General features: G+C 47.6%; 13 protein-coding genes and 1 riboswitch. Of the genes, 10 read left to right on the top strand and 3 right to left on the bottom strand.

The features are described from left to right. The first annotated feature begins 16 nt into the window (after positions 1–16). From MKY35_RS24940 to MKY35_RS24895, 10 genes are all read left to right on the top strand, one after another. A complete protein-coding gene (locus MKY35_RS24940) occupies positions 17–976 on the top strand; it encodes an alpha/beta fold hydrolase (RefSeq protein ID WP_342445100.1) in 960 nt (319 codons plus the stop codon). Positions 977–1033: 57 nt separating this feature from the next. Then, positions 1034–1133: riboswitch (purine riboswitch) on the top strand. 69 nt (positions 1134–1202) lie between these two features. Further along, complete coding sequence (locus MKY35_RS24935; protein ID WP_209947677.1) at positions 1203–2381, top strand: MFS transporter; 1179 nt, start codon at positions 1203–1205, stop codon at positions 2379–2381. Positions 2382–2461: 80 nt separating this feature from the next. Continuing rightward, positions 2462–2605 carry an RAxF-45 family protein gene (locus tag MKY35_RS24930; protein ID WP_165145821.1) on the top strand — a complete coding sequence of 48 codons (144 nt, stop codon included), beginning with the start codon at positions 2462–2464 and terminating at the stop codon, positions 2603–2605. 103 nt (positions 2606–2708) lie between these two features. Next, a complete protein-coding gene (abc-f, locus tag MKY35_RS24925; RefSeq protein ID WP_342445099.1) occupies positions 2709–4793 on the top strand; it encodes an ABC-F type ribosomal protection protein in 2085 nt (694 codons plus the stop codon). A gap of 345 nt (positions 4794–5138) precedes the next feature. Beyond that, entirely contained in the window at positions 5139–5867 is a 729-nt protein-coding gene (locus tag MKY35_RS24920; protein ID WP_342445098.1) for an ATP-binding cassette domain-containing protein, read from the top strand. Next, entirely contained in the window at positions 5864–6664 is an 801-nt protein-coding gene (locus tag MKY35_RS24915) for an ABC transporter permease (RefSeq protein WP_342445097.1), read from the top strand. Before MKY35_RS24920 ends, MKY35_RS24915 begins: the two co-directional genes overlap by 4 nt. 12 nt (positions 6665–6676) lie before the next feature. Next, positions 6677–7444, top strand: a complete 768-nt coding sequence (locus MKY35_RS24910) for an ABC transporter permease (protein ID WP_340957282.1) — start codon at positions 6677–6679, stop codon at positions 7442–7444. A 214-nt stretch (positions 7445–7658) separates the two neighbouring features. Beyond that, positions 7659–8891 (top strand): extracellular solute-binding protein, encoded by a 1233-nt coding sequence (locus MKY35_RS24905; protein ID WP_342446706.1) that lies wholly within the window; start codon positions 7659–7661, stop codon positions 8889–8891. Between the two features lie 16 nt (positions 8892–8907). After that, complete coding sequence (locus MKY35_RS24900; protein ID WP_342445096.1) at positions 8908–9774, top strand: sugar ABC transporter permease; 867 nt, start codon at positions 8908–8910, stop codon at positions 9772–9774. Then, positions 9774–10598, top strand: coding sequence for a carbohydrate ABC transporter permease (locus tag MKY35_RS24895; protein ID WP_342445095.1), 825 nt, complete (start codon positions 9774–9776; stop codon positions 10596–10598). The genes MKY35_RS24900 and MKY35_RS24895 overlap by 1 nt, the downstream gene beginning before the upstream one ends. A gap of 108 nt (positions 10599–10706) precedes the next feature. Here MKY35_RS24895 and MKY35_RS24890 read toward each other — a convergent pair whose 3' ends face one another. The 3 genes from MKY35_RS24890 to MKY35_RS24880 form a co-directional block, all read right to left on the bottom strand. After that, the gene (locus MKY35_RS24890) at positions 10707–12392 is read right to left on the bottom strand and encodes a DUF4179 domain-containing protein (protein WP_342445094.1); all 1686 of its coding nucleotides are present in this window, start codon (positions 12390–12392) and stop codon (positions 10707–10709) included. Continuing rightward, positions 12352–12912 carry an RNA polymerase sigma factor gene (locus MKY35_RS24885; RefSeq protein WP_342445093.1) on the bottom strand — a complete coding sequence of 187 codons (561 nt, stop codon included), beginning with the start codon at positions 12910–12912 and terminating at the stop codon, positions 12352–12354. Before MKY35_RS24885 ends, MKY35_RS24890 begins: the two co-directional genes overlap by 41 nt. Positions 12913–13169: 257 nt before the next feature. Continuing rightward, a complete protein-coding gene (locus MKY35_RS24880) occupies positions 13170–14177 on the bottom strand; it encodes an acryloyl-CoA reductase (protein ID WP_165145886.1) in 1008 nt (335 codons plus the stop codon). Between the last annotated feature and the right edge of the window lie 92 nt (positions 14178–14269).

Genomic DNA, 14269 nt, shown 5'->3' with positions numbered 1-14269 from the left:
GTAGGAGGGAACGTGAATGCCGGAGGATATGTCTTTACAGCAATTGCAGTCGTACATGGGGAGCAGCCCAAAGCCTCCTGATTTTGACGCATACTGGGAACGGGCGCTACTGGAGCTGGAGCAGCAGCCACTGGAATATACACTGGAGCCTGCTGATTTTGTCTCTCCGCTGGTGGAGTGTTACCATCTATATTTTACCGGAGTGGGCGGAGCAAGGGTTCATGGGAAGCTGGCTCGTCCCAAGCATCTTACGGAACAAGGTCCAGCTTTGGCCATGTTTCATGGATATTCCTGCGACAGTGGTGATTGGTTCGACAAGGTAAGCTACGCGGCACACGGATTCACCGTGCTGGCTATGGATTGCCGGGGGCAAGGAGGGCTGTCCGAGGACAATTTGCAGGTTCAGGGAACGACGGTGCGCGGCCATATCATCCGAGGGATTGACGACCCGGACCCGGATCGGTTGTATTACCGCAATGTATTTTTGGATACGGTACAGGCGGTGCGCATTCTGATGTCTATGGAGCAGGTCGACCCTGAACGGATCGGTGCATTTGGCTGTTCCCAGGGAGGGGCCTTAACGGTTGCCTGCGCTGCATTGGAGCCGCGTGTCCGTGTGGCGGTCCCGGTATATCCGTTCCTGTCGGACTATAAAAGAGCTTGGGCGCTGGATGCTACTACATCTGCATATGAAGAACTGGTTTATTATTTTCGTTGGTTTGATCCGAACCATCTGCGCGAGGAGGAACTATTTCACCGACTAGGCTACATCGATATTCAACATTTGGCAGACCGTATTCGTAGTCGTGTGTTGTTTGTGACAGGGCTGTCGGATATCATTTGTCCACCCTCCACGCAGTTTGCGGTGTACAATAAAATCGTATCAGACAAGGAAATACTTCTGTATCACGAATACGGTCATGAGTATCTACCTTATCTGTCGGATCGTGCCATGATTGAATTTTTGCGGCTGTAGGGGGTTGAACTTAGCCACAGGCTCCTTTATAGTAATAGCTATAACCTTCGTGAATGCGTAATAAATGAATGCCCCATTTGTATAACCTCAATAATATGGTTTGAGGGTCTCTACCAGGAACCGATAAATCCTGATTACAAAAAGTGTACGTCTTGTACATTTCTTGTGGTCAGGATTTTTTTGCGTAATACGAGGGAATTTACATGACAGCAAAGGAGCTAATGTAATGAACTTCAAAGTAGTTATTTTAACGATTGCGACCTTTACGGTGGGGTTGGTGGAGCTGATTATCGGTGGCGTGCTGCCCCAAATTGCACAGGATTTGAATGTCTCCGTAAGCACGGCAGGACAGCTTATCATGATCTATGCGCTCGTGTACGCTATTGCTGGGCCAACTTTGTTGGCGTTGACCGCCAAAATCGAACGAAAACGACTGTACCTGTGGTCGATGTTTATCTTTATTCTGGGAAGTCTGCTGGCCTTCTGGAGTCCGAATTATGCAGTCTTGTTTGTATCCCGTATCATTACCGCTGCAAGCGGGTCGCTGATCGTGACATTGTCACTGACCATTGCAGTCAAAGTGGTGTCCAAGGCTTATCAGGCCCGTGTCCTCGGTGTCATCTCCATGGGGGTTAGCTCCTCCATCGTGCTTGGTATTCCAGCCGGGGTGCTGATTGGAAATGCGTTTGGCTGGCGGGTGCTTTTCCTGATTATTGCCTTGTTGACGGTCGTTGCTATGATCGTTATCAACTTGTTTATGGAACGGATTCCGACGGAACATGTTGTGCCTATGCGTGATCAATTGAAATCCTTGAAAAATGTTAAAGTCATCAGTGCTCATCTGGTGACCACGCTGACACTGGCGGGCCACTACACGCTATATGCGTATTTCACTCCGTTTTTAGAAAATATGATGGGTTTAAATGCTTCGTGGGTTAGTGTGGCCTATTTTGTCTTTGGGCTGGCGGCAGTGAGCGGTGGTTTTATTGGCGGTTCTTTGGCAGATCGGTTCGGCACAGCGAAAAGTATTCTAGTCGTCGTAGGCGTGTTTATCGCCGTGATGTTCCTGCTGCCACTCTCAATCCACTCGGTTTATGTATTTGCGCCACTATTGATCATCTGGGGCATACTGAGTTGGGCCTTGTCGCCCCCGATGCAAAGCTATCTTATTGAAAATGCACCCGAATCGGGTAGTATTCAGCAAAGCTTTAATTTCTCCGCACTCCAGGTCGGGATCGCTCTGGGTTCTGCCCTGGGAGGCGTAGTAATTGAGAATAGTGAATCTGTTGCCACGAACGCTTGGGTGGGTGGGGCATTTGTGATTGTTGCTTTTGTCTGCGGCGTATTTTCGATTACCAGAGTCGGGACATCGCAGGCTGTCAGAGGGCACCACTCTGTTTCATAGTTCGCTGGACCATCGCCCTCTTTTATAATACGAGCAAACATGTTATACTACACACAATTATCAAGAAGGAGGTGAGGTAGGTGAATCACGAGATGCTGAACAACCGTATTAGCCAGCTGCCGATTGCTATGGCTGGCATTGTTCATGCTTTTCCATACAACGGGAGAAGTCTGTCCAATTTTAATCATATGGTTGTAAACATCGCGAGAAGACGCCTACCTTAACTCGAACGGATTGCTGTATCTTCCGAAGAGTCGCGGGGTTGCTCCTGCGGCTCTTTTTGTGTTACCCGGGTAAGGGTCTTCCTAAAAAAAGGAGAGCCTGAACATGTATATAGTTAACGGTCAACAATTGAAAAAATACCACGCTGCCAATCTAATTTTGGATGGTGCATCGTTTGATATCCATACGGGAGAAAAGGTGGGACTTATTGGCCGCAACGGAAGCGGGAAAACCACCCTATTACGCCTAATCGCACGCTTGTCCCGCCCGGATGAAGGGCAGCTCGTCATCGCCAAGGATACGAAGATCGGCTATTTACCGCAAATTCCGGCGGAGTTTGAGAGCTTCACCGTGTACGAAACGCTGGCTTACGCCTATCGTGAGCTGAAGGATTGTCGCAATCAGATGAGCACACTGGAACGGGAAATGTCAGAACCGATTGTGGTAGCGGATACGGGTCTTCTGGAGAAGCTGCTGCAATCGTATGCTTCCCTACAGGAACGGTTTGAGCGCAACGGCGGCTATGAAATGGATGCAAATATTGATCAGGTAGCGGATGGTCTGCGTATTCCCAAAGGAATGTATACGCGCAGCTTCGGCTCGCTGTCTGGTGGAGAGAAAACAAAAATAGCGCTGGCATCGCAGCTCATCGGACGACCGGATTTGCTGCTACTGGATGAGCCGACCAACCATCTGGATTTGAAAGGGCTGGAATGGCTGGAGCATTTTTTGCAGGGCTACACAGGCGCGTGTGTGGTTGTGTCCCATGATCGTTATTTTCTGGATCGGGTTGCCGTTAAAATGATTGAGCTCGAGGATGGCGAGGCGTTTACGTATTATACGAACTACAGCGGCTACGTTAAGGAAAAGGAAGAACGATTGCTACTGCAATTCGAAGATTATAAGGAACAGCAAAAGCGAATCAAAAAGATGAAAGAGGCCATTCGGCGTTTTGAAGAGTGGGGTCGCAACGGCGATAACGAAAAGTTTTTCAAAAAAGCAGCATCCATTCGTAAAGCACTGGAGCGTATGGAGCTGGTGAAGCGGCCAGTACTGGACCCGCAGGGGGCAGAATTTCACTTAAAGCTGGAGGATCGTTCCGGTCGCCGAGTGCTACAGTTTGAAGATATTGTTAAAGCTTATGGAGAGCGTCAGATATTAAGCGGGGCAACGGGCAGCCTGGAATTCGGTGAAAAGGTAGCCTTGTTGGGCGATAACGGCGCAGGTAAAACGACGCTGCTCAAGCTGTTGCTTGGTCAGGAAAGCGTAGATGCAGGCACGGTCCAGTGGGGCACGCGCGTAGAGTACGGATATTTGGCGCAGCAAGAGAGAGAACGGAATAGCCGGGCGACTGTGCTTGCTTACTTCAAGGAAGAAGCAGGGGTGGAAGAAGGCGAGGCACGCGGATTGCTAGCGAAGTATTTATTTTACGGTGCCGATGTGTTTAAACCCGTGAGCATGCTGTCCGGTGGCGAATGGTCCCGCTTGCGGCTGGCGTTGCTGGTCATGAAAAAGCCAAATTTGTTGGTGCTGGATGAGCCGACGAACCACCTGGACATTGACTCACGCGAGGCGCTGGAGGAAGCGCTGGACACCTACACGGGAACGGTGCTGGCGATTTCACATGACCGCTACTTTGTGAATAAGCTGGCAGGGCGCGTGTGGGAGCTGGAGGCTGGAAAACTGACCTTTTATCTAGGCAGCTTTGATGAGTACCGAGCGAAGAAGCGTGAGCTGGAGAACGCTCGTTTACAGAGCGACGGAGATGCCGGGGTACGCTCGGCATCTGCAGATAGAGCCGCATCGGGTGGCGGCTCAGGCTCGGGCACAGCTGCGCATTCTAGCGCAGCGAGCAATGGCGCGGGGACGGCTGCGCGGGCAGGTGCGACCAGCGGAGCCGATGCGAGCCGTGCTCGCTCCGGGTCGGCTGGTCGCTTGGGGGCACCCGATGCCCGGGGTGGGGCACGCGGAGCGAAGGCCGCGAAGCCATCACGCCCACCCGCTGCGTCCCGCGAGCGGTTGGAGCGGGCGATTGCCGCCAAAGAAGCAAAATTGGCGGTAGCGGATGCCGAGCTGGAGCTGCTCGGCACAAGCGGCGATACGATGCACATGGCGGAGCTGTGGGACGCGCGTGAGCGACTGCAAGCTGAGCTGGACACGTTGCTCGGCGAGTGGGTTGAGCTGGAGTAGGTGACGGGCTAGTAGCTACTGAATACAACGGTTTATTTACTATAGAGGGTAGTCTTGAGGTGGAACGTTTACTGAAGGGCTACCTTTTTTTACAGTGTAAAGAAAGACAAAGATATCATGCAAAAATTAATGACCATTAATTAAGATAAATGGTATTGATATATTATTGTTATTATATTTTACATATAAAGAGAGTTGTTTGCATTTCGCAACATGTGATACTTTTTAAATGAATAAATAATATGAGTCATTGTTAAAAGAAGTTTATGTTATCCATCATGATCTTACATATCAAATGCACGCGTTGGGACTATGTTGTGATTTGTTATGGATGGAGGGAATTGTATGTCGGACTTCTTACTGGAGGTCAGTCAGGTAACGAAAAAAATGGGGAAAAGGCATTTGTTAGACCGTGTTTCCTTTAAGCTTCAGAAAGGGAAGATATATGGATTCATCGGACCTAATGGAGCTGGCAAAACCACAATGATGCGAATCATGACCGGATTAATGCAGCCAACCAGCGGCTCTGTAAAGATAGCTTCATATGATGTACAGACGGATCGGGAAAAGGCGTTGTCCAAGGTGGGGGCTATTATTGAATCTCCAGTCTTTTTTGATTATATGACAGGCAGACAGGTTTTGCGCAATTTGTCGCGGTTACACTCTGAGATTGCGCCCTCAGATCGGGAGATACATATTGAAGAGTTGCTTACAAAGGTGAGGCTGGAAACACGGGGAGATGACAAGGTGAAAACCTACTCGCTGGGAATGAAGCAAAGGCTAGGTATTGCGCAGTCCATGCTGGGTGCTCCAGAACTTTTGTTGCTGGATGAACCGTCCAATGGACTTGATCCTATGGGAATGCGGGAGCTGAGAGATATTGTGCTTCAACTACGTGATTCAGCGAATTATGCCTTTTTTATCTCCAGTCATCTGTTGGATGAACTGCAACAGATGTGTGACGAACTCATTGTTATCAAAGAGGGCAGGCTAGTTTGGCAGGGGCCTGCTGATCAACTCGTGGAGGACGGTCAACGGCTAGAGGATGCTTTTATGGGATTGATGGGACTATGAAATCATTAATATACAGTGAGTTCGAGCGATTATGGAGACGAAAGTGGTTCTGGCTCATGGCGTTATGTACGCCGATCCTAGCCTGTTCAACAGGAGTATATTTCTTGCGCACGAGGAAGATTCCTGTAGAGGTATTATCTTTAAACTTTGTCGTTACTGGTCTGCGTGAGAATTTGTTTTTAGTATGCAACATAGCTGTAGCTGCTTTAGCTGCTGCTGTATACACAGAGGAATTTCGAAGCGGGCAACTGCGTTTGTTATTTGTGCGCCGATTTACCCGCGGGCAGATTTTCTGGAGTAAGTTACTGGTTTTGAATGCGTCTATCTTGTTTCTTCTCATTGCATTTGCAGTATCCTCGCAGGTGATCGTCGAAGTATGGACTCTGTCATATGATATAAGTGATGCGGGGCTGTCTGGATCTCAAGGACTGCAGATGCTTGAATACTATGGTTGGGCACTTGCCTCATTATTAGCAATAAGCTCCTTCTATTGTTTTATCGCGATGTACAGCAAAAGTGTAACGTATGCCATCGGTGTTTGTATGGTATACAATCTGGGCTCTCTGTTGTTTGATTCATTGTATTTAAAACTGGCCTCTTTTGTTTCTCATATCCCATACCTGCACAATGTGATCGCATTTATGATTGTTCCGTATATGCAGCATACAGGATTAGATAGGTCCTTAATGGGGAATTTGTCTGTGAATGGGGCGATTATTACCGTTGTTAGTCTATATCTTATCTTGTTTACTTGGGGCGCATACCGCCGTTTTGTGACCGATGATTATCTGTATTAGGGGGATTTCCTCATGCTAGCAATCTGGCAAAGTGAAATGGAACGGATTTGGAATCGCAAATCCACTCTTTTATTATATATAGCCTATATATTCCTCGTGGTTGCAATTATATGGAGCCATAAAGTAACGGGTACGAAGGTCTTACGTTTTGGTGAAGGAACTGTGGTCGTAAATAATCTGAACCTGCCGTGGCTGATGATGAGTGAGGTTGCTTTATTTCTAATTACAGCAATCCTGCCCATTCTGTACGTGGATCAGTTAAGCGGCGATCTCTATTCTGGAGCGTATAGGCTATATATGCTACGACCGTATCGACGTTTTCAGTTTTGGCTTGCCAAGTTGCTCGCACTATCGGCCTCAACGGTCATTTTTATGGGAACAAGTTTGCTTATAGGTGTTTTCGCTGGATGGCTGTTTTTCCCGCACAGCTCTACTTTTTTTAAATATGGTTCATCTATTGCCTCTTCCCCCTCAGACGCCGTAATCTACATACTTTCGTTTTATTTGGTATTAATGCTGGTTTGCTTGGTAAAGCTCATGTTGAGTAGCGCTGTATGTTTATTTATGTCACGGCCGCTATTTGCTTATATAGTGATTCTTATCCTATCTGTATTTCTCTTCGACTTGTTTAGGCCACTCATTATGTTAATGGACCCATTTCAGCAAATAATGCTTGCTTTAAGAGTAGAGGGTTCCTTTAATTTTTGGATGTGTGCAGGAGGGTTGATTCTGATAAGTATCATGATTAGTTTTACACGATGGCAAAAAAAGATTATTTAGAAATAAGACTATGTAACCTGAACATCATAAAAGTAAAAGAAAGATCCAATCGACCGCTTGAGGTCGATTGGATCTTTTTTTAACATTCAGTCCCCCAGAGCCGATTTTATTGTTGTAATGCTTGAAATCCGTTGTATCGTTTCTTTTCCATAAGGGACGGGTATTAATTGTTTAGTCCTGCATAGATTGACATAGGGGAAAAGGAGGTATGAGCATGTGGTGTTGGGTCAAAAAGCTGTCTACACTGGCGGCGATCCTTTTGTTGGCTGTTTTTGTGAGCGCATGCAACAAGGGCGATGATTCAGGTAAGGTGAAAATTGAATTCTTTCAAAACAAGCCGGAGGCCAAGGGTTCGTTCGATAAGCTAATCTCTCAATTCAATCAGGAATATCCCGGTATTGAAGTGACACAGGTCAATCCGCCAGAGGCAGAGACCGTGTTATTGACACGGGTTGTCAAAAACGATGTACCTGACATTGTGGGGCTTGGGGCCACCGATACCTACTCCATTTTGGCACAAAGCGGTATTTTTACGGATCTGGCGAATACAGAATTGCCACGTACGATTGATCCGATTTACCTCAAGATGCTTAAGGATGTGACCGGGGTCGATCCCGTGTATGGAATTCCTTATGCTGCGAATGCGAATGGTGTGATGTATAACAAAACGCTTTTTAAAGAAATGGGATTACAGGTGCCCAAAACATGGGATGAGCTGATTGCAACAGCGCAAAAGATCAAGGCTGCTGGCAAAATTCCTTTCTATTTTACATATAAAGATGATTGGCAAACGAACCTCCCCTTTAATGCGCTGGGCCCGAATCTGGTGGGCATTGATTTTTTTCTGCAACGGCGTGAAAATCAGGTCACCTTTCAGGACAAGTATCGCGAGGTTGCTGAAAAGCAGCTGGAGCTATTGAAATACGGGCATAATGATAATTTTGGCAAAAACTATGCCGACGGCAATCGTGCCTTCGCTAACGGGCAGGGATTGATGTACATTCAGGGCTCGTGGGCCATTTCTGAGATTCGCAAAGCCAACCCGAAAGTGGAGCTTGGTTTTTTCCCGTTACCCACAGGAAATGACGCAAAGGCGGTCAAGCTGGTGTCTGGTATAGATACGCTATTAGCCGTATCGGAGAGCACTCCGCATAAAAAGGAGGCCGAGGAGTTCATTGCCTTTTTGTTGAAGCCAGAGAATAGCAAGCAATACATTACAGAGCAAACGCTGTTTTCGGCGGTGAAGGGAGTCACGCAGGATGATCCAAGTGTGGCGGAGCTATTGCCGTATTTTAAATCGGGTCGCGTCATTGATTTTGCCGATCACTATATTCCCAAAGCGGTCCAATTGAATTCGATTGTCCAGGCCTTCCTGCAAAACAGAGATATCGACGCTTATCTAGCCAAGCTGGACCGAGAATGGGATAAGGTAGCTAACCGCCGATAAGAGAGGAGGAGGAGACATGAATAAGCGACTAACGACTTTTTACTGGATGACGGTGCCGGCGGTGCTTTTGTTTTTTGTATTTTTGACCTTGCCTGCCTTGCAGGGATTTTATTATTCACTCACGAACTGGAACGGCTTTGGTCATCAGTATCACTTTGTCGGGTTTAAGAACTATATTAATTTGTTTCAGGACGACAATGTGGGAAACGCTTACTGGTTTACTTTCAAGTTTGCGATTGTGGTTACCATTGCGACTAATATCCTTAGTTTGCTGATTGCAATGGGGCTAAACGCTAAAATACGGTTTCGTAACTTTTTCCGGGGGATTTATTTTCTGCCTAATATTTTGAGCGTGCTGATCGTGGGTTACATATTCAATTACTTATTCTCAAACGTGTTTACGATTTGGGGGCAAAATTTAGGTATTACCTCATTGTCGACGAACATTTTGGGCAGCGAACAACTGGCTTGGGTGGGGGTTGTCATCGTAGCTGTATGGCAGGGGATTGCCTTTAATACGATTCTCTATCTGGCGGGGCTGCAAACCATTCCGACAAGTCTGTATGAGGCGTCCAATTTGGACGGTGCGGGTAAATGGCGCGAATTCTGGAGTATTACCTTTCCATTAATTGCCCCGTTTTTTACGATCAATATGGTATTGGCGATGAAAAATTCCCTGATGGTGTTCGATCAGATCGTGGCTTTGACGAATGGCGGGCCGGGACGGGCCACTCAGTCGATATCCCACCTGATATACACCGGGGGCTTCAGAGGCGGAGAATTTGCTTATCAGTCGGCTAACTCTGTTATTTACTTTATTGTGATCGCGATCATTTCCATCTTACAGCTGCGATTCCTCCAGAGAAGGGAGATGGATAACTGATGAAAACAAGCAGACGTACGAACTGGCCTGTACTGCTTCTGGTAGCGTTGGGGACAATATTTATTCTGTTTCCCCTCTATATGACGGTGACGATAGCACTTAAAAATCCCGAGCAGATGGCGCATTCTGCCTTTGCCTTTCCGACCGAGCTGCATTGGGAAAACTTTAGTCGTGCAGTGGAAATGACCAATTTCTTCAGCGCTTTACAGAACAGTGTGATGGTCACGACATCGACGGTCATACTCACTTTGCTAACCAATTCGATGGTCGCTTATGCGATTGCCCGTAATATGCAGCGACGCTTTTTTAAGGGATTATATTTTTACTTTGTGAGCGCTATGTTTATACCGTTCCCCATCATCATGTTGCCGATTGTAAAACTGGCCTCGGGCCTTCATATGACTAATCTGTTGGGTCTCATTGTGCTGCATACGGTGTATGGTTTGGCGTTTAATGTCTTCGTGTATGTCGGTTATATTCGCTCCATTCCGGTGGCGTTGGAAGAGGCAGCCACGGTAGATGGTGCGACGACATGGGGGACATTTTGGCGCATTATATTCCCGCTGATGGCGCCGATTAGTGCTACGGTGGGGATTCTCACTTGTCTGTCCACCTATAACGACTTCCTGCTGCCGCTCATTATTATTAGCGATGCGGAGCAGTATACGCTACCGCTCGTCCAGTATGTATTTCAAGGGCAGTTCAATACCGACTTTAATTTGGCCTTTGCCTCGTATCTGATGGCTTTGCTGCCGATGATTATCGTCTATCTGATTGCACAAAAATGGATTATCAATGGCGTTACGCAAGGTTCTGTGAAGTAGGGTAGGAGTCAATCGTTTCAGGCAGACTGTGCCTTACTGGGAACATAAAAAGGGGCTCCCTATACCACGGTTCACACAGGTATAGAGGGCCCTCTTTTTATAGCATTACTATTTAGATGCTTCACTGTTGCTTGTCATGGGCTGCAAGGGTACGGTTGTCTCTGCTTCCGGGTCGTCCGTTGTATAGTAGAACATATAGATAGAAGCTTCCTTACCTTTGAAGTTCTTGTAGACATCCACTGCCTTGTTATTGCCGTCTCCGTCAAAGTTGGACGTGATCGGCTTGCCAATGATCCGCTCTTTACCCAGGCCAATATGCGTCTGGTTAATCCCTCCAAACCGAGCATCTTCGCTTTCTGTTTCCACGAATAAATCTGCCCCTTGTTTGTAATAGGTCCATTTCACAGGATAGCCACCGATTTGCGTGGTTAGCGTCTGCTTCTGGTCCGAAATATCAGTTAAACGCTGGGGCGTTTTGTCATCCGAATGGGTCGTAACCTTGTATTTGCCTGTAAATGTAATAGGAGTGTCCTTGGTAATCACAAGATGGGACGGTCGTTCAAAACGGATCGTATTCAGGTCGTGTTCCTGATCAGGTGAAGACCAACGGCTACCCTCTAACGTTGTGCCGTTCACAGAAAGAAAGTACTTTTGATAAGGTATCATGGCGAATTTCTCCTTGCTTCTGATCGTGACACGGATTTGTGTAGGTGTGACAATCATTTGTTCTAGCAAAACATTCCGATTGTCTTTTTCCAATGGGGTATTCAGCACGCTTTTAATCGTCCCGCTTTCCATCTTCTTCTTGCTTAGCTGCAGGTCGAATTTTATGGGTTCATGTATACTTTTCTCAGTTTGTGCATATTGCAGTTTGAAAGCAGTCTGTCCTTCCGGTATATCTGCTTTAGTAAAATACTGCTGGGCTGTATACTCCCCGTTATCTCCGGGTTTGCCAAAAGTCCCCCCAGGCTGCGACATCACAGGCTTGCCGCCTTGGTAAGCAACGATTTGCGGATTATCCCATCTCTTGGGTATCGACGTATCGAAAGTGATTGCCGAGGACAGCATCAGCTTATCCTTCCCTTGTTGAAATACCTGTACCTTCATATCTTGTAAGCCGTTACGATCCAGCTTGAATGTCTGCATCTGAGGCGATGTGACATCAAGCGGCAATTCCAGTTCCTGAACGCTGGTGAGCTCTATATGATCTACGTTCAGCCGCACGTTCTCTGTTTCTTGCTGCGGTGTCCAGTCACTTTCAAAGTATCCGTTGTACCGTTGATTTTTCGGGTCCCATTGCTGAAAGTTATATTCCCCTGCACTGCTTTCTCCCGCAGCGCTTTTTAGCGATACGCCTTTGACATTCCAAAACTCGTTCTCTGCTCGTTTTCCGACCTCCAAGCTGTACAGAATCACGGTCCGGTTCTCATCGACAATAGCGGTATGCAGCGTCAGCTTCACTCCGTCTTTGGTTACGGATTGCTCCAGTGGCTGTCCAAGGTCTTGATTTAGTGCCGTCTGAATGCCGCTTCTTCCGTGCAGCAGATTGTCCCAATTATAATGGATTGCGGCATAGACGGGAACGGCAACGAGAAGTGCACTCAGAGAGGCGGCGATAGCTATTTTGCGCCAATTTCTATGTCGGTGCGGAGTGAATGAATCGAAAGTGTCGGTTAGCGTAGGGGCAGTATGCCCTGTCTGTTCCATCCGGTTCCACATCTCATTGAAGTCGGGATAGGCCATTTCCGAATCATTATTTAACTTGCGCTTCAATGCCTTTTCTACGTTGTTCATAGTTCTCTCCTTCCATCTCGGGAATTTGTACACCTGCATCCCGCAGTATTTGCTCCAATAACTTTAGCCCTTTATGAGTCCTCGATTTGACAGTTCCCAGCGGAACTTCCAGCAGTTTTGATATTTCTGCCAGTGTGAAATCATGCATATAGCGGAGGGTCAGCACAGCGCGGATTTTGGCTGGAAGGCGATTCATATAAACGATCCATTCTTCTGCCGATTCGCGTTCTTCCACCAGCTTGTCTACAGGCTTACCTTCCGCCCCGCTAAATAAATAGGGATTAGCCGATACTTTCAAATGCAGGCTTTTCCGGCGTTTAAGGTAATTCAGACAATGATTGACCGTAATTTTCATAATCCAGGCTCTTAGTTGTTCGATCTGTTCACGATTGCTGCGAAACAGGGTGATAAACACTTCCTGCGTTAAATCCTCTGCATCCGATGCGTTATGTACCATGTAGTAGCAGGTTCGGTATACATCTCGTTGATACAAATCAAACAACTCTCGATTACTCTCCAATGATGTGCTCTCCTTTCTTGTGCGGTTTATCTATATAACAACTGAGGTCCTCATAAGGTTCATTTGGTTGCGAAAAGTAAACCGTCTGATTCGATATATTTTGTTTTTCTTCAAATGTATCACACGAAAAAAGAAGCCTGTAAATCTCAAAAGTTCAGATTTACAAGCTTCTTATGTTTTGCAAAGCTAGACCCTACGGAATGAATATTTTCTCACGCAAAACCAGGTTAACAGATAGATTGCCGATATCTTTCTGCTTAGTCAGCCAGTCGTACAAGCGTTCTTCCTTGCGAGCGGGCTGCAAGGATGTCTTCGAGCGCGCTGGGCAGGTCGGCCAATCCGACTTCGCGCTCAACGAGCTGCTCCAGCTGTTCCGGCTTCCATTCGCTGCCAAGCCGCTTCCAGATTGCTACGCGAGTGTCGTACGGGCAGAAGACAGAGTCTATGCCCAGCAGACTTACGCCGCGCAAAATAAATGGCAGCACCGTCGTAGGCAGCTTGGTTCCTGCCGTCAGGCCGCTCACGGCAACGGAGCCGTTGTAGGCGATCTGGCTGAGCAGCGAAGCGAGCGGCTTTCCGCCTACAGGATCAACAGCCGCTTGCCAAAGCTGCTTGCTCAGCGGGCGGATGCTCTCCGCGCCGTCGTAGACCTCCTCGCGAGAAATAACCTCGGCTGCTCCGAGCGCCTTGAGGTAATCATGCGCATCGGCCTTGCCACTGCTGGCTACGACATGATAGCCTCTCTTGTTCAGCAAGGCAATAGCTGCCCCGCCTACGCCGCCCGTCGCTCCGGTGACAAGTACCTTCCCCTGCTCCGGAGTAACGCCGTTTTGCTCCAGCCGATATAACGACAGGGCCGCGGTGAATCCGGCTGTCCCGAAAATCATCGCCTCTCTCGGCGTGAGTCCGTCTGGAAGTGGTACCACCCAGTCCGCAGGCACGCGTGCATATTGGCTGAATCCTCCGAATTGAGACACACCCAGCCCGTATCCGGTCACGAGCACCGCTTGTCCTTCGCTAAAGCGGCTATCCTCCGAAGAGACGACGGTTCCCGAGCAATCTATGCCTGGTACGAACGGATAGGATTTGACAATATTGCCATCCTTGCGGGCAGCAAGCCCATCTTTATAATTGATGCTGGAATAAGCGACACGAATCAATACTTCTCCAGCAGGTAAACTACTAGCTTCCAGAGAACGCACCTCTGCTTGAACTTCACCGTCCTGCGTCTGATCGACGACAAGGGCTTGAAATGATTGAGTCATCTGTAAAAGCCTCCTTTATTACCTTTTAACCCTATGAATGTCCTATATATTCCATCTTTAATTCGCGAATTATGCTTAGGAAGCGTACAACA

The organism is Paenibacillus sp. FSL L8-0638, from assembly GCF_038593075.1.
In the GTDB taxonomy this organism is placed as follows: Bacteria; Bacillota; Bacilli; order Paenibacillales; family Paenibacillaceae; genus Paenibacillus; species Paenibacillus polymyxa_D.
The sequence above is the reverse complement of the archived record's forward strand: the minus strand, read 5'-3'. Positions and strand labels throughout refer to the sequence as shown.